General features: G+C 68.5%; 18 protein-coding genes. 8 read left to right on the forward strand and 10 right to left on the reverse strand.

Annotation, left to right across the window (positions count from 1 at the left end; genetic code table 11):
- Positions 1–627: 627 nt before the first annotated feature.
- Together VDQ83_RS15440 and radA are read right to left on the reverse strand one after the other, a co-directional pair.
- Positions 628–1,014, reverse strand: coding sequence for a DUF805 domain-containing protein (locus VDQ83_RS15440; protein ID WP_309912575.1), 387 nt, complete (start codon positions 1,012–1,014; stop codon positions 628–630).
- Between the two features lie 112 nt (positions 1,015–1,126).
- Positions 1,127–2,512: a DNA repair protein RadA gene (gene radA / locus VDQ83_RS15445; RefSeq protein WP_263397657.1), complete on the reverse strand. Its 1,386-nt coding sequence runs from the start codon at positions 2,510–2,512 to the stop codon at positions 1,127–1,129.
- 522 nt (positions 2,513–3,034) lie between these two features.
- On the opposite strand from radA, the gene VDQ83_RS15450 reads away from it, so the two are divergent.
- The gene (locus VDQ83_RS15450) at positions 3,035–3,460 is read left to right on the forward strand and encodes a hypothetical protein (RefSeq protein WP_455435615.1); all 426 of its coding nucleotides are present in this window, start codon (positions 3,035–3,037) and stop codon (positions 3,458–3,460) included.
- A gap of 199 nt (positions 3,461–3,659) precedes the next feature.
- On the opposite strand, the gene VDQ83_RS15455 is transcribed toward VDQ83_RS15450, so the two are convergent.
- Both VDQ83_RS15455 and VDQ83_RS15460 read right to left on the reverse strand, forming a co-directional pair.
- The gene (locus tag VDQ83_RS15455) at positions 3,660–5,546 is read right to left on the reverse strand and encodes a M61 family metallopeptidase (RefSeq protein WP_455435616.1); all 1,887 of its coding nucleotides are present in this window, start codon (positions 5,544–5,546) and stop codon (positions 3,660–3,662) included.
- Positions 5,547–5,870: 324 nt separating this feature from the next.
- Positions 5,871–6,305, reverse strand: coding sequence for a MarR family winged helix-turn-helix transcriptional regulator (locus VDQ83_RS15460; RefSeq protein WP_455435617.1), 435 nt, complete (start codon positions 6,303–6,305; stop codon positions 5,871–5,873).
- A 90-nt stretch (positions 6,306–6,395) separates the two neighbouring features.
- Between VDQ83_RS15460 and VDQ83_RS15465 the strand changes: the two genes are divergently transcribed.
- Positions 6,396–7,277, forward strand: a complete 882-nt coding sequence (locus VDQ83_RS15465) for an SDR family NAD(P)-dependent oxidoreductase (RefSeq protein ID WP_455435618.1) — start codon at positions 6,396–6,398, stop codon at positions 7,275–7,277.
- Positions 7,278–7,450: 173 nt separating this feature from the next.
- Here VDQ83_RS15465 and VDQ83_RS15470 read toward each other — a convergent pair whose 3' ends face one another.
- From VDQ83_RS15470 to VDQ83_RS15495, 6 genes are all read right to left on the reverse strand, one after another.
- Positions 7,451–8,137, reverse strand: a complete 687-nt coding sequence (locus VDQ83_RS15470; protein ID WP_455435619.1) for a class I SAM-dependent methyltransferase — start codon at positions 8,135–8,137, stop codon at positions 7,451–7,453.
- A gap of 435 nt (positions 8,138–8,572) precedes the next feature.
- Positions 8,573–8,911, reverse strand: a complete 339-nt coding sequence (cyoD, locus tag VDQ83_RS15475; protein WP_263397652.1) for a cytochrome o ubiquinol oxidase subunit IV — start codon at positions 8,909–8,911, stop codon at positions 8,573–8,575.
- Entirely contained in the window at positions 8,911–9,534 is a 624-nt protein-coding gene (cyoC, locus tag VDQ83_RS15480; RefSeq protein ID WP_263397651.1) for a cytochrome o ubiquinol oxidase subunit III, read from the reverse strand. Before cyoC ends, cyoD begins: the two co-directional genes overlap by 1 nt.
- Positions 9,535–9,537: 3 nt before the next feature.
- Entirely contained in the window at positions 9,538–11,538 is a 2,001-nt protein-coding gene (gene cyoB, locus VDQ83_RS15485) for a cytochrome o ubiquinol oxidase subunit I (protein ID WP_309912559.1), read from the reverse strand.
- Entirely contained in the window at positions 11,538–12,479 is a 942-nt protein-coding gene (gene cyoA, locus VDQ83_RS15490; RefSeq protein ID WP_455435620.1) for a ubiquinol oxidase subunit II, read from the reverse strand. The genes cyoB and cyoA overlap by 1 nt, the downstream gene beginning before the upstream one ends.
- 386 nt (positions 12,480–12,865) lie before the next feature.
- Complete coding sequence (locus VDQ83_RS15495) at positions 12,866–13,639, reverse strand: helix-turn-helix transcriptional regulator (RefSeq protein ID WP_455435621.1); 774 nt, start codon at positions 13,637–13,639, stop codon at positions 12,866–12,868.
- Positions 13,640–13,898: 259 nt separating this feature from the next.
- Here VDQ83_RS15495 and VDQ83_RS15500 point away from each other — a divergent pair, with 259 nt between their 5' ends.
- From VDQ83_RS15500 to VDQ83_RS15525, 6 genes are all read left to right on the forward strand, one after another.
- A complete protein-coding gene (locus VDQ83_RS15500) occupies positions 13,899–15,488 on the forward strand; it encodes a S10 family serine carboxypeptidase-like protein (RefSeq protein WP_455435622.1) in 1,590 nt (529 codons plus the stop codon).
- A gap of 3 nt (positions 15,489–15,491) precedes the next feature.
- The gene (locus VDQ83_RS15505; RefSeq protein ID WP_455435623.1) at positions 15,492–17,006 is read left to right on the forward strand and encodes a S10 family peptidase; all 1,515 of its coding nucleotides are present in this window, start codon (positions 15,492–15,494) and stop codon (positions 17,004–17,006) included.
- Positions 17,007–17,084: 78 nt separating this feature from the next.
- Positions 17,085–19,328, forward strand: coding sequence for a TonB-dependent receptor (locus VDQ83_RS15510; RefSeq protein ID WP_455435624.1), 2,244 nt, complete (start codon positions 17,085–17,087; stop codon positions 19,326–19,328).
- A gap of 58 nt (positions 19,329–19,386) precedes the next feature.
- Entirely contained in the window at positions 19,387–20,871 is a 1,485-nt protein-coding gene (locus VDQ83_RS15515) for a S10 family serine carboxypeptidase-like protein (protein ID WP_455435625.1), read from the forward strand.
- Complete coding sequence (locus VDQ83_RS15520) at positions 20,868–22,898, forward strand: amidohydrolase family protein (RefSeq protein ID WP_455435626.1); 2,031 nt, start codon at positions 20,868–20,870, stop codon at positions 22,896–22,898. The genes VDQ83_RS15515 and VDQ83_RS15520 overlap by 4 nt, the downstream gene beginning before the upstream one ends.
- Positions 22,895–23,419 (forward strand): RidA family protein, encoded by a 525-nt coding sequence (locus VDQ83_RS15525; RefSeq protein WP_455435627.1) that lies wholly within the window; start codon positions 22,895–22,897, stop codon positions 23,417–23,419. Before VDQ83_RS15520 ends, VDQ83_RS15525 begins: the two co-directional genes overlap by 4 nt.
- Positions 23,420–23,432 lie beyond the last annotated feature (13 nt).

The following is a 23,432-nucleotide window of genomic DNA, read 5'->3' on the forward strand; positions in this document are numbered from 1 at the left end:
CCTCCCACAATGCACCCAGCCAGCTCGCCGCAAGCCCACTGTGGGAGCGACTTCAGTCGCGACGAACGAAGCGGTGAACTCAACGGCTTCGGACAGCGCCGGGACTGAAGCCCCTCCCACAATGCACCCAGCCAGCTCGCCGCAAGCCCACTGTGGGAGCGACTTCAGTCGCGACGAACGAAGCGGTGAGCTCAACGGCTTCGGACAGCATCGGGACTGAAGTCCCTCCCACAATGCACCCAGCCAGCTCGCCGCAAGCTCCCTGTGGGAACGACTTCAGTCGCGACAAGCGAAGTGGTGAATTCAACGGCTTCGGATAGCGCCGGGACTGAAGTCCCTCCCAGCCAACTCGCCGCAAGCCCCCTGTGGGAGCGACTTCAGTCGCGACGAGCGAAGTGGTGAACTCGACGGCTCGGGCAGCGTCGGGATTGAAGCTTTCCACGATGCGCCAGTTAGCAAGCCGCAAAAGCCCTGCATTTCCGCGCGCAGGCGCAAAAACGGCGCTCATGCAAGGAGCGCCGTCTAGGCCATCCGGGTTGCCTGGCCCCTGCACGGCGCCAGCTTGCGCGCCGATGCGTCGGCAGCAGCCGGGCACGGGGCCCGGCTGCTGCACATTCGGATCGCGCGTCAGACCTGCTTCGGATCCGGACCGTAGGCGTTGGCGCCCCTGGTGCCTTCCATGAACATGAAGACCAGGATCACGACGCCGCCCAGCCACGGAATCAGGCCCAGCAGCACGTACCAGCCGGACTTGCCCTGGTCGTGAAAGCGGCGCACCTGCACCGCGATCGACGGCACCAGCACCGCCAGCGAGTACAGGCCCAGCAGCACGACCGCCACCAGCGACAGCGTCCCGGTGCCGTTCTGGCCGCCGACGCCGCCGCCGACGCCCATCAACACCATCAGCACGGTGATCACCACGATGTTCAACAGCGTGAACATCCAGTACTCCTTGCGCCGCGAACGCCCGGAAAAATCCGCGTAGCGCTTAAGCGGCATCAACATCCATTCCATTGTGTTTCCCTTTTTTCTTGAACCGCTGCCTCACTGCAGCGGGCGGCATGGTGGCATAAACGCCGCCGCATGGAAACGCTTACATGCACACCTGCCGGCGGTCGTGGAGCGGCTACGCGCTCGCCGCCTCCAGCGCCTGCGAAAGGCGCTCCACCGCGATCACTTCCATGCCCTTGACCACGCCGGTCTTGGGCGCATTGGCCTTGGGCACGATGGCGCGCTTGAAGCCATGCGTGGCCGCCTCGCGCAGCCGGTCCTCGCCGTTGGGCACCGGCCGGATCTCGCCGGACAGGCCGACCTCGCCGAAGGCGATGGTCTTCTCCGCCAGCGGCCGGTCGCGCAGCGAGGACAGCACCGCCAGCAGCACCGGCAGGTCGGCCGCGGTCTCCTGCACGCGGATGCCGCCGACCACGTTGACGAACACGTCCTGGTCGCCGACCACGATGCCGCCGTGCCGGTGCAGCACCGCCAGCAGCATCGCCAGCCGGTTCTGCTCCAGGCCCACCGCCACCCGCCGCGGATTGGACAGCGGCGAGGCATCGACCAGCGCCTGCACTTCCACCATCAACGGCCGCGTGCCCTCGCGCGTGACCATCACGCAGCTGCCGGGCTGGTTGGCGCTGCTGCCGGACAGGAAGATCGCCGACGGATTGGACACTTCCTTCAGCCCCTTCTCGCCCATCGCGAACACGCCCAGCTCATTGACCGCGCCGAAGCGGTTCTTGAACGCGCGCAGCAGGCGGAAGCGGCTGCCGCTCTCGCCCTCGAAATACAGCACCGCATCGACCATGTGCTCGAGCACGCGCGGGCCGGCGATGCCGCCTTCCTTGGTCACGTGGCCGACCAGGAACACCGCGGTACCGGTCTCCTTGGCATAACGCACCAGCCGCGCCGCGCTCTCGCGCACCTGACTCACCGAGCCGGGCGCGGCGGTCAGCGACTCGGTCCACAGGGTCTGCACCGAATCGGCCACGATCAGCTTGGGCCGCGCCGCGCTGGCGTGCTGGAGGATCTGCTCGATGCCGGTCTCGGCCAGCGCGTTGAGGCCCTCCAGCGGCAGGTCCAGGCGCACCGCGCGGCCGGCGACCTGGGCCAGCGATTCCTCGCCGGTCACGTACAGCACCGGCAGCGTACCGGCCATCTTCGCCAGCGCCTGCAGCAGCAGGGTCGACTTGCCGATGCCCGGGTCGCCGCCGATCAGCACCACCGCGCCTTCGACCAGGCCGCCGCCGAGCACCCGGTCGAACTCGCCGATGCCGGTGGATACGCGCGCCTGGTCGCGATGCTCCACGTCCTTGAGCGCGGTGATCTTCGGCGTCTCGGCCTTGCCGGCCCAGCCGCTGCGCCGCGCCGCGGCCGGCGCCTTGGCCGCCGACGCGCTCTCCAGCACGATCTCGCTCAGCGAATTCCATGCCCCGCACTCGGTGCACTGGCCTTGCCACTTGGTGTATTCGGCGCCGCAGTCGCCGCACACATAGGCCGTCTTCGCCTTCGCCATCTCGCTGTTTCCGGTTGCAGGGATGCGCCAGCATAGTGGCTGGCGGTCTCAGGTTGCGCGACAGGGTGCGGCTGCGGCCAGCATTGCCCGACGCGGGGCGCGCGCAGCGGCAGGCCACGCTCCGCTTTCAATGCCGACCGGGCTTGGCATCCCGATGCCGCGACGAAGCCACGACTGCGGAGGCCGCGAGTGCGGCGCGCCCGTGCGTCCGGAGCAGCGTGCCAGACGCCTCGCAGCACCGGCTGCAAGGGCGCAGGCGGCATCGGCCTTATCGATCGGCGCAGAAATCGCATCGGACGCGCCCCAGGATGCCCTGCCCCGCACCGCGATCCGCATGTCCTCGGCAACCGTTGCGTCGATAGCGCTCTTTCACGCGGCGCTGAACCCACCGCTTTAGCATCGGCCCTGGATCGGTGGTGACGTCACTGGATCGTGTCGGCATCGGCGCAAGGCACTGCCGCTCCGCGTCGCTCGCGTACCGTGAGCGCTGGATCGCACCTACCCCAACGGACGAGGCCACCCATGCGATATCCCACTCTGATGCTGTTCACCTTGCTCGCGCTCTGCTACGCGGGCGCCGCGCGTGCGGACGAGTGCGGCGGCAATCTCATCGATCACAAGCCGGTGCGCATCGGCGGCGAGAAAGTCGGCGAGTTGCAGCTGTACTACAACAGCGGCAACGGCAAGAACTGCGCCGTGTTCGCGCACGCCGGCCCGACCTGGGGCAAGGCCTTGACCACCAGCGTGGAGGTCTACGTCTGCAAGCCCAACAAGAACAACTGCGGCGTGTGGCAATGGGCTCCGTGGTGGGCCCGCGACGACGACACGTACTCCTATCAGGCCGGCCCGGTGCGCATCGATGGCCGCAACAAATGCGTGCAGTCGATCGGCTACATCGACTACAAGGGCCAGACCGGCGTCGCCGTGTCGGATGTGCATTGCCGCTAGCGGGCTTCCCGAATACCGGATACCGTTCGCGCCACCTGTAGGAGCGGCTTCAGCCGCGACGTGCGTTACCGATAGTGCCTGTCGCGGCTGAAGCCGCTCCTACAAAAAGCAGTGCGCGCACATCAGCGCCTTTTTTCTCGCCATGTTTGAGCGGCGGCTGCGCGTTGCGATCGCGCGCAGCCGCTGCAGCCACGACGGCTCAACGCGCCTTGTACAGCTCGCTCAGCCGGTCCGGCTTGCCGGCGATGCGCTCCAGGTGCGGATACTGCAGGCCGCCGTGGTAGTCGATGCGCAGCGTGTCGTAGCGGTTGCCGCGCTTGACCAGCAGTTCGATCGGCGCGGTGCCGCCCTTCGCCGCGGTGATCGCATCCTTGATGACGTCGGCGCTGTATTCGCGACCGTTGACCGCGACGATGCTGTTGCCGGCGATGATGCCGGCGGCGAACGCCGGGCCGTCCCACAGCACGTCCTGCACCGCGCCCTTGTCGTCCAGGCTCAGGCCCAGCGAATAGGTCAGGCCGACGCCCTTCTTGGTCGCCTCGTAGGCCTTGATCGCCTCGTTCGGCTGGTCGCTGTAGACCAGCTTCCAGCCGCTGGCCTCGATGCCGCCGACCAGCGGCCCGTGGCCGTCGACGCGGCTGCGCAGGAAGCTCGCCCAGTCGTACTTGGCGACGCCGTCGAGCGTGGCGACGATGTCGTCGAAGGTGTAGGGATTCACGTCCCAGGCGCCGTCGTGCATGCCGAAGAAGGCCTTGGCGAAGTCGTCGATCGAACGCTTGTTGCCGCTGAGCTCGCGCAGCTTGGCATCGGTCTCCAGCCACAGCATCTGCCCGCCGGAATAGTAGTCCTCGCTCATCTGGTAGCTGCGGTAGGCCCGCGGCCGGCGCATCGACATGGTCGGATCGTTGGTGGTGTCCTGCAGCGTGCGCCAGACCATGCCGGGGCGGCCGCGCTGGTAGGTCGCGGCGACCTCGGCGAGCATGTCGCGCGCCTGCACCTGGGTCCACAGGCCCGAACGCGCGGCCAGCACTTCGCCGAAGAACTGGGTCTGGCCTTCGTACAGCCACAGCAGGCTGTCGCCCATCGGCACATTGAAGCTCGGCGTGGCCAGGTCGGCACCGCGGCGGTACTTGCCGTTCCAGGAATGATTGAACTCGTGCGCGAGCAGGTCGCGTCCCGCCCAGCTCTTGTCCCACTCGGTGAAGTAGTTGGGCGGGCCGCTGTTCTCGCTGGAACGGTGATGCTCCAGGCCGATGCCGCCGAGCTTCTCGGTCAATGCCAGCAGGAACTCGTAGTGGTCGAAATGGCGCGCGCCGTACAGCTTGTCCATCTGCTGCACCAGCGCCGCATGCGCCTTGATCTGCTCGGGCTTGGCCTCCAGCGACTTGGCCTCGTCGGCGAACACGTTCAAATACACCGGCGCCTTGCCGCCGGCATCCAGCGCGACGCGCTTGTAGTACTTGCCGGCGAACATCGGCGAATCGACCAGGTCGTCGAAATCGATCGGCTTGAACGTCACCGTGTCGCCGACCCGGCCGGCGGTCTCCAGCGCGGTGGCGTAGCTCCAGCCCGGCGGCAAGGTCACGCTGGCCTGGGCCTTGATGTTGCGCGCGTAGTAGCCGGCCGGGTACAGCGCGGCGGTGTTCCACTGCAGGTTGAGCATCTCCGAGGTCATCATCACCCGGCCCTGGCCGTCGCCCTGCGAGGACAGGAACTGATACTCGGCGACGATCTCGCTCGCGCCTTGCGGCACCTCCACCTTGAACGCGAACACGTCGAACTGGTCGCGCGTCCACGGCAGCACCTGGCCGTTGGCCTTGACCACCAGGCCGGCCAGCTTGTCGATCGGCCCGGTCGGCGAATGGTTGCCGGGAATCCATTGCGGATACAGCAGGGTCATCGGCCCCGGCGTGGCCGGGATCGTGGTGCGCACGCGGAAGATGCGGCGCGCCAGGTCGGTCGCGTCGACGTCGATCTTCAGCGTGCCGGCGAACGGCACGTCCTGCGGCGGCGCGGTCTGTGCCGTGGCCTGGAAGGCGGCGGCGGCCAGCAACAACGGCGCCATCCAGGCGGTGGACTTGTTCATGGGGTCTCCAGTGGGGGCTACGGCGAACGAGCAAACGTCGATGCTATGCCCACCACGCCGCAGCGCTCTATGCCATTGGTCATGCTCCGGCGCGGGGCGCGCCGATGCTCTGCGCGCTGCAGTGGCGATGCATGTTGTTCACCGCCAGGAGCGGCCGGTTCCCGCAGCACGCGGTGTCACGCCGGTGCCGCGAGCAGCCGGCGATCACGCTGCAAGCGGATCACGCGCTGCGGACAAGGGCACAGACCATCCCGAGCCGCCCGCAGACGCCGCCTCGACAATGCGTCGGCCTCCGCGGTTCCCCCGCACGCGCTCGGTGCCGCTTCAAGGGCGATTGAACTTCCTGAGCAGGCCGACCAGCTGTGCCAGTTCGGTGGCGTCCCAATGCGCCAGGCGCTCCAGGAAGGCCTCGGTCTTGACCGCATCGGCGGCCTGCAGGCGCCGGCTGCCGGCATCGGTCAGGCGGTATACGGTTCCCCGTCCGTCGTCGGGATCGGCCGCCGCCTCCACCAATCGCTGCTCGATCAGCGACTTCGCCAGCCTGCTGACGGCGCTCTTGTCCATGCCGAGCGTCTCGGCCAGGTGCCCGGTCTTGCTGGGGCCATGGCGCGCGAGCGCGGCGGCGACCTGATACGCGGCAGGCTGCAGATCGGGGTGGAAACGCGCGGCCGACGCGGCCATGACCGCGCGCGACGCCGCCAGCAAGGCACCCAGTTCGCTGCCCAGTTCCCCGACAAGTGCCGCACGACGTCTGCCCATGTGTTCTCCGCCTGTCTCCAAAGTACGGATGGACAGCGCGCGGCATTCGTGATTTAGTTGATATATATCAACCAAATCACTGCCTGCGCCATGCCCGCTCCTCCCACCATCCTCATCACCGGCGCGACCGACGGCATCGGCCAGCTGGCGGCCCTGGCGCTGGCGCGCCGCGGCGCACGCCTGGTGCTCACCGCGCGCAGCCAGACCAAGGCGGACCAGACCCGCGCCGCCATCCTGGCCGCCGCTCCGGCCACGCCGATCGATGTGCATTATGTGGATTTTTCGGACCTTTCGGCGGTCGCCGCGACCGGCCGGGCCATCGCCAGGCAGCATCCGCGCATCGACGTGCTGATCAACAACGCCGGCCTGCATGCCTTCCGACAGCGCGTCGGCAAGGACGGCTACGCGGAAATGATCGCGGTCAACTACTTCGCCCCGTGGCTGCTGACCCATGTCCTGCAGGCAACGCTGCTCCGTTCCGCTCCGTCGCGCATCGTCACGGTCGGCTCGCAAGCCTCGCGCCAAAGCGGAGGCCTGGCCATCGCGGCCGACCTGTGCGATGTCGCCCCTTTCAGCGCGCGCGGATCGTCGCGGATCTACGGCCGCAGCAAGCTGCTGGACATCATGTTTTCGCTGGAACTGGCGCGCCGGCTCGGCGGCACCGGCGTTGCGGCCAACTGCCTGTGCCCCGGCTTCAACGTCACCGGGCTCGGCCGGGAACTGGGCTTCGCACGTCCCCTCGCCCGGCTGCTGCATGGGCTGGACATCGGCAACCCGCAGCGCGGCGCCGACGGCATCGTGCGGCTTGCCATCGACCCGGCGTTCGGCAGCCAGACCGGCGCCTACGTGACCGCGAATGCGCGCCCGCTGGCCCCGTGGGGACCGGCGAACAGCGACGCTGCGCGGCGGCACCTGTGGGATGCGACGGCCAAGATCCTCTCCCGGTTCATCGCACCCGCTCCAGCGAACTGAAGCCGATGCCCATGATCGATGTTGCGCGATCGACGCCGGCCTCGGCGCCGCAGGCTCGCGAACGAATGCGGGCAGGTGCGCAACAGGAAAGCCACCCGCAGGCGGCCTTCGCGAGTGCTTGCTCGTGCCAGGGGCCGGCGGCAGTTTCGTCCGTGTGCCGGCTTACCTGCTCTTCATGCCGGGACGTTCGCGACCCACCCGCGAAACGAAAAGGCGGCATAGAACAGGGCGATATCCACGAAGCCAGCTTCGCGCAGCAGCGCTTCCTCCTCGGCCGGCGCCAGCAGCGGCAGGCGTTCGAGCAGCATCGCGGCGGTGGCCATCGCCTTGGCGGGGCCGGCGTCGGTGCGATCGCCGAAGGCCGCCGAGCGCGCCATCCAGCGCGCACGGTCGTCGCCGGGCGGCGCATGCTGGGCCAGCACGATGCGTGCGCCCGGGACGAGGCGGCGGCGGATTTCCCGCAGCGTGCGCAGCCGCTCGCTTCGATCGAGAAAATGCAGGGTGAGCAGGCAGGTCGCGCCGTCGAACGGGCCGGCCGGCGCCTGGTCGATCGTCCCTGCGCGCAGATCGACGCGCTCGGCGAAAGGCAAGACCGCCTGCCGCGCCAGCTCGAGCATGGGCGGCGCCGGATCGACGCCGGTGAAGCGCCAGTGCGGCCGCGCCTCGGCCATGGCCTTCAGTTCCAGCCCGCCGCCGGCGCCGACCACGAGGATGTGGGCCGCGCCCGCCGCATGCTCGTCCAGCAGCAGCGTCGCCATGCGATGCAGGTCGGCTAGGCCCGGCACCCTGCGCAGCGCGTCCGCCGCATAGGAAGCGACGGCAGCCGGGTCGGCGAACGGGGATGGCGTGTGCTGCGTCATGGGTGTGCTCCGAACAACGCAGCGCGATGTGCTACTGCCGCGTCCGTTGCGTTCAGGCGGAACGGCAAAGGAGGCAGCGGTCGCATGCCGCAGGCGACGCCAGCGTGGCAAAGCAGAAGCATTGGCATGAGCCCTCGCACGTGAAGCGGATCGAGCGACATCGCAGGATGCGGTTAATGTAACTTTAAATGTTACGAATAGCGACCCGGCATATCAACACGGTCGCATCCTGGTGCAAGCAGCAAGCAGGCTGGCGGGATGCCCCTCCCTGCGCCAATCGATATCGCCTGGACCGCTCAGCAGCTCACGGCGGTAGCAGAACGCCCGGACAACGGCGATCCCCACCTCGGCAGCATCCGCGCCAATCGCGACCGCAAACGAAAAAGGCCGCCCGAAGGCGGCCTCTCTCTCGGGCGCGGCAGACCGCGCCCTGCCTCAATGCATCATGTTGACGTTGAGGTTGTGCATGACCCACAGCGAGCCGATCACCACGATGCCGATGATCAGCAGCGAGAACAGGCCCACGTGCACGTTGGAGCGCTGCTCGGCGGAGCGGTCCATGTGCAGGAAGTAGATCAGGTGCACCAGCATCTGCACCGCGGCCAGCACCGCGATGACGATGACGGTCACGCCCTTCGGGAACGCGCCGCTCATGACCATGCCGAACGGGATCACGGTGAGGATCACCGCCATCACGAAGCCGATCAGGTACGACTTCAGGCCGCCGCCGTGCGAGGCCTCGGCGTGTGCGTCGGAAGAATGGTGGTTGGCCATTACAGCGCTCCCAGCAGGTAGACGATGGTGAACACGCCGATCCAGATCACGTCCAGGAAGTGCCAGAACAGGCTCAGGCACGCCAGGCGCGTGGCGTTGCGCGGGGTCAGGCCGTTCTTGGCGATCTGGATCACCAGCACCGCCATCCACAGCAGGCCCGAGGCCACGTGCAGGCCGTGGGTGCCGACCAGGGTGAAGAACGCGGACAGGAACGCGCTGCGGCCGGGACCGGCACCTTCGTGGATCAGGTGGTGGAACTCGTAGATTTCCATGCCCAGGAAGCCCAGGCCGAGCGCGGCGGTGACCGCCAGCCAGCCGTACAGGCCGCCCAGGCTGCGCTTGTGCGCGGAGATCATCGCCAGGCCGAAGCTCAGGCTGCTGAACAGCAGCAGGAAGGTTTCCACCAGCACGAACTTCAGGTCGAACAGTTCCTTGGCGGTCGGGCCGTCCACCGTCGCGCCGGCCAGCACCGCGTAGGTCGCGAACAGGCCGGCGAAGATGAGGCAGTCGCTCATCAGGTAGACCCAGAACCCGAACACGGTGTTGCCGCCGCTGTCGTGGTGCGCGTGGTCGTCGTGGCCGTCCGCGTGGACGGCGTGGTTCTCAATGGTCGTGGTGGACATGGTTCAGACCGCCTTTGCGGCATGCGCCGCCTGTTGCTGCTCCAGCAGGGCGAAACGCGCGTTCTCGATGCGTTCCACTTCCTCCGCCGGGACCCAGTAGTCGACGTCGTCGTCGAACGAACGCGCGATGAAGCTGCCGATCATGCCGACCAGGCCGATGATCGCCATCCACCAGATGTGCCAGATCAGGCCGAAACCCAGGACCACGCTGAACGCGCCGATCCAGAACCCGGCCGCGGTGTTGCGCGGCATGTGGATCGCTTCGTACTTGGCCGGACGCGGCCAGCCCTTGCCCTTGAGCTTGTCTTCCCAGAACTGGTCGCGGTCGTCGACGTGCGGCAGCACGGCGAAGTTGTAGAACGGCGGCGGCGAGGACGTGGCCCACTCCAGCGTACGGCCGTCCCACGGGTCGCCGGTCAGGTCCAGGTTGTCCTTGCGCTTCCAGATGCTGTAGCCGATCTGCACCAGGTTCAGGAAGATGCCGATGCCGATGATCGCCGCACCCACCGCGGCCACCATCAGCCACGGCGCCCACTCCGGGTGGTTGTAGCTGTTCATGCGCCGGGTCATGCCCATGAAGCCGAGCACGTACAGCGGCATGAAGGCGACGAAGAAGCCGATGATCCAGCACCAGAACGAGGCCTTGCCCAGCGTCTCGTTGAGCTTGAAGCCGAACGCCTTCGGGAACCAGTAGGTCAGACCGGCCAGGTAGCCGAACACCACGCCGCCGATGATCACGTTGTGGAAGTGCGCGATCAGGAACAGGCTGTTATGCAGCACGAAGTCCACCGCCGGGATCGCCAGCATCACCCCGGTCATGCCGCCGATGGTGAAGGTGATGATGAAGCCGATCGTCCACAGCACCGGCGAGGTCATATGCACGCGGCCGCGGAACATGGTGAACAGCCAGTTGAAGATCTTCACCCCGGTGGGGATGGAGATGATCATCGTGGTGATGCCGAAGAACGCGTTGACGTTGGCGCCCGAGCCCATGGTGAAGAAGTGGTGCAGCCACACGATGAACGACAGCACGCCGATGCACGAGGTGGCGTAGACCATCGAGGTGTAGCCGAACAGGCGCTTGCGGCTGTACGTGGCGATCAGCTCGGAGAAGATGCCGAACGCCGGCAGGATCAGGATGTAGACCTCCGGGTGGCCCCAGATCCAGATCAGGTTGACGTACATCATGGCGTTGCCGCCACCGTCGTTGGTGAAGAAGTGCGTGCCCAGGTAGCGGTCGGCGCCCAGCAGCGCCAGCGCCACGGTCAGGATCGGGAACGCGGCGATGATCAGGATGTTGGTGATCAGCGCGGTCCAGGTGAAGATCGGCATGCGCATCAGGGTCATGCCCGGCGTGCGCATGCGCATGATCGTCACGAAGAAGTTGATGCCGGTCAGCAAGGTACCCAAGCCGGATATCTGCAAGGCCCAGATGTAGTAGTCGACGCCCACCCCGGGACTGTATTCGAGCCCCGACAACGGCGGATACGCCAGCCAGCCGGTCTGCGCGAACTCGCCCACGCCCAGCGAGATGTTGATCAGCGCCGCGCCGGCCACGAACAGCCAGAAGCTCAGCGAGTTCAGGAACGGGAACGCCACGTCGCGCGCGCCGATCTGCAGCGGCACGATCAGGTTCAGCAGGCCGGTCATGAACGGCATGGCCATGAAGAAGATCATGATCACGCCGTGCGCGGTGAAGATCTGGTCGTAGTGGTGCGGCGGCAGGATGCCCTCGCTGCCGCCGTGGGCGATGGCCTGCTGGGTGCGCATCATCGCCGCGTCGGCGAAGCCGCGCAGCAGCATCACCAGCGCCACGACGATGTACATCACGCCGATGCGCTTGTGGTCGACCGAGGTCAGCCACTCGTGCCACAGGTAGCCCCACTTCTTGTACTTGGTGATCGCCGCCATGATCAGCAGGCCGATCAGGCCGGCGCCGGCCAGCGCGCCCATGACGATCGGCTCGTGGTACGGAATCGCCTCGAGCGTGAGTTTGCCTAGCATCACTTGTCTCCAGAAGTGCACATGGCGACCGGCTCAGCAGCCGATGCCGGATGGTCGTCGTGGCCTTGCATGTGGTGGCCCTTGCCCATCATGTATTTGTCGATCAACGACTTGAACATGCCGTCCTGCACCGACGAGTAGTAGGTCACCGGGTACTGCGCCTTGTCGTTGCGGTTCGCCGCCAGGACCTGGAACTCGGCCTGGTCCAGCGCCTTCGGCGCGGCCTTGACCTTGGCCACCCAGGCGTCGAAGCCGGCCTGGTCGGTGGCGTGCGCGGTGAAGGCCATCTTCGAGAAGCCATGGCCGCTGTAGTTCGCCGACAGGCCGAAGTAGTCGCCCGGCTCGTTGGCGATCAGGTGCAGCTTGGTCTCCATGCCGGCCATCGCGTAGATCTGCGTGCCCAGGTGCGGGATGAAGAACGAGTTCATCACCGTGTCGGAGGTGATCTTGAAGTTCAGCGGCGTATCCACCGGGAACGCGATCTCGTTGACCGTGGCGATGCCCTGCTCCGGATAGATGAACATCCACTTCCAGTCCAGCGCCACCGCCTCGATGGTGATCGGCTTGACGTCCGACTCCAGCGGCTTGTACGGGTCCAGCGCGTGCGAGGAGCGCCAGGTCAGCACCGCCAGCACCAGGATGATCATGCACGGGATCGACCACACCACCACCTCGATCGCAGTGGAGTGCGACCAGTTCGGCTCGTAGCGGGCCTTGGTGTTGGACGCGCGATAGCGCCAGGCGAAGGCCAGAGTCATCACGATGACCGGGATCACCACCAGCAGCATCAGCACCACCGAGGTGATCAGCAACGTCTTTTCGTCGTGGCCGATCTGTCCCTTGGGGTTGAGGATGGCCGAGTCGCACCCGGCCAGCAGCAACGCGGGCAGGAGCAACAGACCGGAGCGCAGCGAGCGCCGGAGTTGTTTCAACGGAATCATCGAACGATCCAATTGCGTAGGGGATGCGGACCGCGCAGTGGCGAACGGGGGGCGGCGCAGACGGGCCTTTCCACGTTTCCTGCGGCATCCTGGCCGGCATGCGCGATCGACCACGCATTTTATGCTGCCGTGCGGCATCTCCGAAAGCCATTGACAAGGCCGAGCGTGCGCACGGGCGTGTTTTTGTGTGCGACACATTGCCGCACCTGCGTGCGACGGATCGCCGCAGCCGGCCTGCGGCGCGCGGAATGCGCCCCTGGCTCGCCGTCATTTGGATGTAACGGAGAGGCGGTCGGCCGCTGCCGACGGGACCTGCGCAACAGCCGGATGACACGCCTCTGGCAAGCAGCGACCGCGCGCGGCAGCAGGCCGGCCAGACCCCTGCGCTACGGCCGCGCCGCCGCCTTCTTCTGCTTGATCTGCTCGATGTAGTTGTAGATGGTGAAGCGGCTGACCCCCAAGGCCGCCGCCACCTGCTCCACGCTGTTGCGGATCAGGAACAGGCCGCGATGCATCATCGCCTCCACCGCGTACATCTTCTCTTCCTTGTTCATCAGCGCCGGCGGCTTCATGAAGCGCTTGACCGCGTCGTCGATGATCTCCTGCATCATCGCCTCCAGGCCGACCTCGCCGGCCGGCGCCTCGCTGCGCGGCGGCTTGGGCTTGCGGTGCAGCATCTGTTCCAGCCAGCCGTGGGCCATCTCGAACACGGTCATGTCGGCATTGAGGCACAGCGCGGCCACCGGCTGGCCGGCGCCGTCGCGGAACAGCAAGGTGGCCGAGCGCAGGTGGCGGCCGGCGGCGTTGGTGGTCTGGTACTCGTCGACGATCGACCAGCTGATCGCGCCGGTGCCCTCGACGTCGCGGTAGAGCTCGCTGAAGCCGGCGTCCTCGCGCGGGCCGCTGAGGATCGGGTCGCCGAGATTGCGCCCGGACACATGGCCGTTGGCGATCGCCCGCACCGACGCATCGGGCGCGGACAGATCGTGCAGCACCACCTCGATGTTCTCGCCGATCACCGCGCCGAGCAGGGTCACCACCGGCTCGAGCAGCGCGAACAGGTCGCGCACCTGCACGCCCGCCCCCAGCCCTTGCGCAGGCGCCGCCGGGCCGCGCTTGCGCTTGGCGGCGGGCGCCGTGCCCTTTTTCGCTGTTGCCATTGAATCGTCCGTCCGAGGAAAGCCTGGCGAATGCGCACCGGCCATCTTGCCGGCTGCGCCCGCGGGCGTCGAGACAGCGGTGTACCGGCGCAGACCGGCGCACAGGATCGTGACGCGGCCTTGACATACAAATTATTTTTCTATATCAACAAACTGTTGAAGCGACATCGCGCCGCGGCCAGGGGGGCCGCCGCCGCCCATGCATCGGGCGCCCAACCACGCGTCACCAGGGGAAAACCGAACTGCCATGCCGACGTCCATGCCGTCCGCCAGATCGTGCTGTCGCGCCAATGCCTGGCTGCGTCCGTTCGGGGCCGCGGCGGCGTTGTGGCTGGCCGCGGTCGCCGACGCGCCGGCGGCGGTGCCGGTGCATGCCGACGTGCAGGTGCACTCGGCCGGCAGCGTCGCCGTCGCAGGCCATGGCACGCTCCGCTACGCCGCCGAGGCCGGGCTGCTGCCGATCCACGACGATCCGACCGGGCGGCTGATGGCGTCGGTGTTCTTCGTCGGCTATAGCACTGCGGCCAGTGCCGGCGCCGCGCGGCCGCTCACCTTCCTGTGGAACGGCGGCCCCGGCTCCAACTCGGCGCAACTGCACCTGGGTGTCGGCCCGCGCCGCCTGGACACCGCCGATCGCCTGCCGGACTGGATCCCGGCGCAGAGCGAGCGGCCGCTGGTCGACAACGCCGACAGCTGGCTGGGCGCCAGCGATTTGGTGTTCGTCGATCCGCTGGGCACCGGCTACAGCCGCGCGGCCGAGGCCAAGGACCTGCCGACGCTGTACACCGCGCACGGTGATGCCGAAACGATCGCCGAAGCGATCCGGGTCTACCTGACCCGCCACGACGCCTGGGACCGCCCGCTGTACCTGGCCGGCGAAAGCTACGGCGTGACCCGCGCGATGCTGGTCGCCGCGGTGCTGCAGCGGCGCGGCATGCCGGTGCGCGGCGTGGTGCTGGTGTCCTACAACTTCGACCTGGGCACGCCGCCGGCGGCGTATCCGGAAGACGCGTTGAACCTGCCGCAGTTCACCGCCGCGGCGCACTACCACCGGCGCCTGGACGCGACGCTGCAGGCGCTCGACGAAACGGCGGCGGTGGCCCAGGCGCAAGCGTGGATGCAGCAGGACTACCTGCCGTTCCTGGCCTCCCCCACGACGCAGACGCCGCAATCGCGGCGCCGGATCCTGGCCGGGCTGGCGCGCTTCAGCGGCCTGCGCGAGCAGGACATCGATGCCAAGCAACTGACCATTTCCACCGCCGATTTCGCCGATCGCCTGCTCGCCGACCAAGGCCTGGAACTGGGCCGCTACGACCTGCGCATGACCGCGCCGCGTCGCGCCAAGGACGTTCCCTGGATGCCGGGGATCGACCCGAGCCTGAAGCTGATGGCCGGCCTGATGAACGGCACCTCGCGCGTGTTCAACCGCTATCTGCGCCAGCAGCTCGGCTTCGAGAGCGACCTGCTGTATCGCGGCCCGTTCGGCAACGCCTTCCATCCATCGCCGCGCTACACCGACCCGAAGACCGGCATGCCGGACGACTGGATGGCGCAACTGTGGGATTTCTCGCAGAAGGTTCCCGAAGGCGCCGATGCGCCGCTGCGCAAGGCGATGGACCAGGACCCGCAGCTGCGCGTGCTGAGCCTGCGCGGCCGCTACGACGGCTGGCCCTGCGAAAGCTCGGTGGAGACCGCCCGCGCCGCCGGCCCGCGCTACGCCGCGCGGGTGACCAACCTGTGCCTGCAGGGCGGGCACATGTGGTACTCCGAACGCGCCAGCCGTGCCCAGGGCCGCCGCGCATTCGAGGCCTTCCTCGCCGCCGCTTCCTCTCTTCCCAGCACGGACTAGCCCATGCGCTCCACGACCGCACGTCCCGGCCCCGTGCCGCCGAAGACCCGATTGTTGCAGCCGCTGCTGGCACTGGCCCTGGCGACGGCATTGCCCGCCGGCAGCATGCACGCCGCGGAGCTGGGCTTCGTCGATCCGGCCACGCTGGACCAGGTGACGCTGCCGACGCCGGTGACCACGCAGCACCGCGGCGTGTTCAACGGCCAGCGCATCGACTACGCCGCGACGGTGGAGACCTACGCCACCAGTGGCGCCGACGGGCGCCCGGCCGCGCGGCTGGTCGCCACCGCCTACGTTGCCACGTCCGCCGACAGCGCCCGCCCGCTGATCTTCGCCTTCAACGGCGGCCCGATCGCCGCCAGCACGCCGCTGCATTTCGGCCTGCTCGGCCCGCAGCGGCTGGCCGTGCCCGACGACCTGCACGCCAACGCCGCCGGCTTCGAGCTGGTGGACAACCGCTACTCGCCGCTGGACGCAGCCGACATCGTCATCTTCGATCCGGCCAGCACCGGCTACAGCCGCGTCGCCGACGGCGTGGCGCCGGCCAGCCAGTTCTCCACCCGCGCCGACGCGCGCCAGCTCGCGCAGCTGGTGGCGGCGTGGCTGGACCGGCACGGCCGCCGCGGCGCACCGGTCTACCTGCTGGGCGAAAGCTACGGCACCTTGCGCGCGCCGGAAGCGGCCACGCAACTGAAGGCCGCCGGCATCGCGGTGGACGGCATCGTCCTGCTCGGCCAGGCCGCCAACATCCTCGAATACGCGCAGCGCCGCGACAACATCGTCAGCTACGCGGTGTCGCTGCCGACCCTGGCCGCACTCGGCTGGTACCACGGCAAGGTTGATCGCAAGGGCCGCAGCCTCACGCAGTTCGTCGACCAAGCCTCCGCCTACGGCCGCGACCGTTATCTCACCACGCTGTTCCTCGGCAACCGCGCCAGCGCGCAGCAACGCGAGGAGGTGGCGCAGGCGCTGCAGGGCTTCACCGGCCTGCCGGCGCAGGCCTGGCTGAAGGCCGACCTGAAGGTCTCCAAGGTCGCCTACGCGCGGCAGCTGTTCCCCGGGCAGATCCTGTCGGCCAGCGACGGCCGCTACCTGCTCGATGCGCAGGGCAACTCGCGCAGCGTGCCCGACTACAACGCCGTCGCCGAACGCTATTACCGGCAGGTACTGAAGGTACCCGCGCAGGCCGGCCGCTACTCCACCGCGATGCCGACCTCCGGCGACTTCAACGCCTGGGACTGGGACGCGAACAAGTCGCCGTTCGGCGACTACCCATGGGTCGGGCAGCTGCGCGAACTGCTGGTCGCCGACCCGCGCTGCCGGCTGCTGGTCGGCAACGGCTACTACGACAGCCAGACCACGATCGGCGCGATGGACTACCTCGCCGCGCAGTCCGGCTTGCCGATGGACCAGGTGCGCACCCGCTACTACGAGGGCGGACACATGATGTACACGGTCGAGCGCAGCGCCGCCGACCTCGCCCAGGACATCCGCCAGATGGTCCGCCGCACCTGGTGACAGTCCGCACTTCCCGCAGCACCCGCCGTTCGCGCTCCACCCACCCCACCCGCCCACGCCAGCCAGCGAGTCCCGCCCATGTCATCCGTTGCCCGCAACCGTCTTTCCCAGGTCATTTCGCGCGTGCTGTGCTGCCCGGCCAGCGCGCTCCTGCTGTTGCCGTCCATCGCCGTCGCCCAGCAGGACGACGGCGCCACCGCCGCCAAGCAGCTGGATACCATCACCGTGACCGCGCAGAAGCGCAGCGAGCGCCTGCAGGACGTGCCGATGTCGGTGCAGGTGCTCAACACCGAGAAGATGAGCAGCGAAGGCAACTACAAGCTGGCCGACTACTTCGCCCAGTTGCCCGGCCTGTCCTACATCCAGTCGCCGATGAGCAGCAACATCGTGCTGCGCGGCATCGCCACCGACTCCGGCCTCGGCAGCCGCCCGACCTCGGGCATCGTCATCGACGACGTGCCGTACGGTTCGGCGCTCAGCACCGGCGCGATCCCCGACCTGGATCCGTCCGACCTGCAGCAGATCGAAGTGCTGCGCGGCCCGCAGGGCACGCTGTACGGCGCCAGCAGCATGGGCGGGCTGATCAAGTACGTGATGGCCGATGCCGACACCGGCGCGACCTTCGGCCATGTCGAGGCCGGCGGTTCCAGCGCCGCGCACGGCGGCTCCGGCTACAACGCGCGCACCTCGGTGAACCTGCCGTTCTCCGAGCGCTTCGCGCTGCGGCTCAGCGTGTTCCAGCGCCAGGACCCGGACTTCATCCACAACACCAACGGCGGCGACGAGAACGACAGCCAGGTGCGCGGCGGCCGCGTCTCGGCGCTGTGGAACGTCACCGACACGGTGACGGTGCGCTCCTCGGCGCTGTTCCAGGACACCGAGACCGGCTCCAGCTCGGTGGTCGACACCGATCCCGAGCTGCATCCGCTGTTCGGCCAGTACAGCCACGACCGCATCCGCGGCGGCGATACCTTCAAGGGCCAGGTGCGCTTCTACACCACCAAGGTCAGCTGGGACCTGGGCTGGGCCACGCTGGACAGCATCAGCGGCTACGCCCAGCACCGCAGCCGCGCCTACCAGGACGTGGGCTACACCAGCATCGGCCGGCTCGCGCCGGTGTTCGCCGGCCTCTTCGGCCTGGACAGCGACAACCCCAGCTCGCTGATCGACAACCGCTACAACACCGACCGCACCACCCAGGAAGTGCGGCTGGTCTCGCAGGGCGAACGCGCGCTGGACTGGCAGGCCGGCGCGTTCTACAGCGACGAGGAAGCCAAGAGCACGCAGAACTTCTACATCGCCGACAAGACCAGCGGCACCATCTACCGCGACTTCCCGCTGCTGGTCTCGCTGGGCGACAGCAGCTACCGCGAGAAGGCGGTGTACGCCGACGCCACCTACCACTTCACCCCGCAGTTCGACATCCAGTTCGGCGCCCGCTACGCGCGCAACAGCCTGCGCGAGAACAGCGACACCGGCGGCCTGCTGCAGGATCCGAACCAGAGCTTCGACAGCAACAAGGACAGCGCCACCACCTACCTGTTCTCGCCGCGCTACCGCTTCAACGACGAGCTGATGGCCTACCTGCGCGTGGCCTCCGGCTACCGCGCCGGCGGCAGCAACGGCACGCTGGTGGCCAACATCCCGTTCTCCTACGACTCCGACAGCCTGTGGAGCTACGAGCTGGGCCTGAAGACGCAACTGCTGGACCGCTCGCTCAGCCTGGACGCGGCGCTGTTCTACATCGACTGGAGCGACCTGCAGATCTCGCAGGTCGAACCGACCCTGGGCAGCAGCTACACCACCAACGCCGGCAAGGCGACCAGCCAGGGCCTGGAGCTGTCCGCCACCTGGGTACCGTCGGCCGACTGGAAACTCACCGCCAGCTACGCCTACACCGACGCCACCCTGGCCGAGGACATCCCCGGCTACACCGAGGGTTCCTCCGCCTACGGCAAGGACGGCAATCGCCTGCCGTACTCGGCGCGCAACAGCGCCTCGGCCTCGCTCAAGCGCTATGTCGCGCTGGGCAACGACCTGGAAGGCTTCGTCGGGGCCGACGTGGCCTACATGGGCGCGCGCGACATGGAGTTCACCACCTCGGCCAGCATCCCGCGCATCCACCTGCCCAGCTACACCACGCTCGGCCTCAGCGCCGGCGTGCAGGGCCAGGCCTGGAGCGCCACGCTGTACCTGCGCAACCTCACCGACGAGGTCGGCTACATCAACGCCAACCGCCGCGGTTCGCTGGCCAGTTCGACGCTGGGCGCCACGCTGATCCAGCCGCGCACGGTCGGCCTGACCCTGGCCTGGGACTATTGATGTGCGCTGCCGGCCGCCGCGCGGCGGCCGGCCCTTGCCCCCGTTGCGGAATGTCCCGATGAACTGGATGCATGGCCTGGCCCTGCTGCTGGCGGCGGCGCTGCCGTTCGCCGCAGCCGCCGACGACGCGGCGCCACGCGCCCACCCGGCCTTGCTGTCCAGCCCGAAGCAGGCCCGCATCGGCGAGCAGCGGCTGCGCTACCGGGTCGGCTTCGACCAGCTCGACCTGGTCGGCGCCGACGGCGAACCGGACGCCTCGATCAGCGCCATCGGCTACATGGCCGAGCGCGTCGATACCGATACGCGGCCGGTGCTGTTCGCCTTCAATGGCGGACCCGGCGCATCGTCGGTGCTGCAGGTCGAAGGCCTGGGCCCGCTGCTGCGCGTGCGCAACGGCACGCGGCAGACCCTGGTCGCCAATCCGCACAGCATTCTCGATGCCGCCGACCTGGTGTTCCTCGACCCGCCCGGCACCGGCTTCAGCCGGGCGCCGGCCGATGCCGCCGCACGCGCGCGTTACTGGTCCGACCATGGCGACGCCAAGGCCGTGGCGGCGATGATCCGGCACTGGCTCAAAATCCACGGTCGCGAACGCGCGCCGCTGTACATCGCCGGCGAGAGCTACGGCGGCTACCGTCTCGCGCTGCTCGCCGCAGATATCGCCGACCTGCGTCCGGCCGGGGTGCTGCTGGTGTCGCCGCTGCTCGATGCCACCAGCAGCGACGACAGCGCCGGCAACGATCTGCGCGCGGTGTTCGACCTGCCCGCGCTGGCCGTCGCTGCCGCCGCCCACGGCAAGGGCGAGTTGGCTGGGCAACCTGTCGAAAGCGTCTATGCGCAGGCGCGTACGTTCGCGCTCGGCGACTACGCGCAGGCACTGCTGCAGGGCAGCGCGCTGCCGGCCGATGCACGCAATCGCATGGCCGCGCGCCTGGCCGCGCTGCTGGGCCTGCCACCGCAAGCGCTGCTGGCGGCCGACCTGCGTCCGGATGTCGAAACCTTCCGGCTCGGCGTGCTGGCCGCCGACGGCCAGCAGATCGGCCGGCTCGACAGCCGCATCGTCGCGCCGCTGCCGGCACCACACGCGGACGACAACGGCCGGCCCTCGGCCGCCAACGATCCGGCGCTGGGCCTCGGCCGCAGCAACCGGATCAACTCCGCGGTGATGGCCGACTACCTGCACGGCCTGTTCGGCGCTGGGTTGCCGCAGGACTACGTGAGTCTGGACATCGACATCGCCATGGCCTGGCGCTTCGCCGCCGACGACGGCGCCGGCCCGCGCCCGGTCGGCAGCGCGATGCGCTTCAATCCCACGCCGAACCTGGCAAGGCTGGCGCAGGCCAATCCCCGCTTCCGGGTGCTGGCGCTCAACGGCTACTACGACCTGGCCGTGCCCGCGCTCGGGCCCTGGTATGCGCTGCACCACAGCGGAGTGGATCCGGCGCGCATCGATTTCCGCATCCTGCCCGGCGGCCATGCCGTGTTCGCCGAAGAGGCGCTGCGCCCGCAGCTGCACACCCTGCTGAAGGACTTCCTGAAATGACCCGCACCCTGCTGCTGGCCACCGCCCTGGCCGCCTGCGCGTTCGCCGGCCACGCCGCGCCCGCCGCGACCCCGCCGCACTCGCTGGTGCTGATCGCCAACGGCGAGAACGTCGGTTATCTGAAAGCATCCGCCAACGGCGACACCTACGAGGTCGACTACCACGTCGACAACAACGGCCGCGGCCCCAAACACCACGAGACCATCGTGCTCGGCGAGCACGCGCTGCCGCTGGCCTGGTCGGTCGCCGGCACCTCGCTGATGGGCGGCCAGGTCGCCGAGCGCTACCAGTGGCGCGACGGCGTCGCCGAATGGAGCAGCCAGGCCGACAGCGGACGCAAGCAGCTGCCGCAACCGAAGCTGTACATCACCAACGACAGCAGCCCGTGGGCGATGTGGACCTACGCCAAGGCCTTGCTGGCCGCACCCGACCATGCCCTGGACGTGCTGCCCAGCGGCCGCATGCGCTTGGAACTGGTCGGCACGCTGGCGCTGGACGGCCAGGCCGGCGCGCCGCCGCTTCAGGCGCGGCTGCTGCGGCTGTCCGGGCTGGACCTGGAACCGCACTACCTCGCCGTCGACGCCGACGACGCCCTGCTGGCCGACCTCGACGACGACGCCGTGGCGATCCGTGAGGGCTACCAGGCGCAGGTGGCGAAGCTCACCGACGCGGTGAAGGCGCAGCAGTTCGCGCATGCGCAGGCCTTGCAGCGCCAGCTCGCGCATCCGCTGGAGCGCGGGCTGTGGCTGCGCAACGTGCATGTGTTCGATCCGGTCAACGGGCTGCGCAGCGACGCGGTGAACCTGCACGTCGCCGACGGGCACATCGTCTCGATGGGCGCACAATGGCGGCCGGCGCCCGGCGACCGCGTCTACGACGGCAATGGCGGCACGGTGATTCCCGGCCTGCACGACATGCATTCGCACAGCACCCTGTCTTCGGGGCTGTGGTACCTGGCCGCGGGCGTCACCAACACCCGCGACATGGGCAACGACAACGCGTTCCTGCTCGATCTCGTCGCGCGCATCGACCGCGGCGAGATCGCCGGCCCGCGCATCGTCCGCAACGGCTTCCTCGAAGGCCGCAGCGCGTTTTCGGCGCGCAACGGCTTCGTCGTCGACACGCTCGACGAGGCGCTGAAGGACGTGGCCTGGTACAAGGACCACGGCTACTGGCAGATCAAGCTGTACAACTCGATGAATCCGGCCTGGGTGGCGCCGATCGCCGAACGCGCGCATGCGCTGGGCATGGGCGTCACCGGGCACATCCCGGCCTTCACCAACGCCGACGCGATGATCGCCGCCGGCTACGACGAGATCACCCACATCAACCAGCTGATGCTCGGCTGGGTGCTGGCCCCCGAAGAGGACACGCGCACGCCGCTGCGGCTGACCGCGATGCAGCGTGTGGCCGATCTCGACCTGGACGCGCCGCAGGTGCGCCGCACGCTGGAGCTGATGCGCCAGCGCGACATCGCCCTGGACACCACCGAGGTGATCCTGGAGCGGCTGATGCTGAGCCGCGCCGGCAGCGTGCTGCCGGCCGATGCGCCGTACCTGTCGCACATGCCGATCGCCTACCAACGCTACCGCCAGCGCACCTTCGTGCCCGACCTCAACCCGCAGGCCGACGCCCGCTACCGCCAGGCGCTGGACAAGACCCTGCAACTGATCGGCCGCCTGCACCGGCAGGGCACCGTGCTGCTGCCCGGCACCGACGACACAACCGGCTTCACCGTGCACCGCGAACTGGAGCTGTACGTCGCCGCCGGGCTGACCCCGCAGCAGGCGCTGAGCGCCGGCACCTGGCAGAGCGAGCAGCATTTCGGCCGCACTGACCGCCTCGGCAGCGTGCACCCGGGCAAGCAGGCCGACTTCGTGCTGCTGCCCGGCGATCCCACCACCGACATCGCCGCGATCCGCCAGCCCTCGCTGGTGGTCAAGGACCGCCAGCTGTACCTGCCCGCCGAGATCTATCGCGCCCTGGGCGTGACCCCGTTCGCGCCGGCCCCCAAGACACTTCAATGAACCCGATCCCCCATCCCATGCAGACCCCGCACGCCCTCCCATCCGACACCGTCAGCGCACGCCTGCGTGCGCTCGGCCTGGTGTTGCCGCCGCCGCTGCGCGTGCCCGACGGGGTAATCCTGCCGTTCGCCCCGGTGCACGTGATCGGCACCCGCGTGCTGATCTCCGGCCACGGCCCGCAACACCCGGACGGCAGCATGGCCGGCGGCGGCCGCATCGGCGACGACCTGGACGAGGCGCAGGGCTATGCCGCCGCGCGGCAGACGGCGCTGTCGATGCTGGCCAGCCTGGAACGCAGCCTGGGCAGCCTGGATCGCGTCAAGCGCTGGGTGCGCGTGTTCGGCATGGTCCGCTGCGCGCCCGGCTTCCAGCGCCTGCCGAACGTGATCAACGGCTGCTCGGACCTGCTGCTGGCGCTGTGGGGGCCGGAACTGGGCCAACATGCGCGCAGCGCGGTCGGCATGGCCGAGCTTCCATTCGGCATCCCGGTCGAGATCGAAGCCGAAGCCGAACTGCACTGAACCGACCGTCGCC

The organism is Xanthomonas sp. WHRI 7945 (assembly GCF_035026585.1).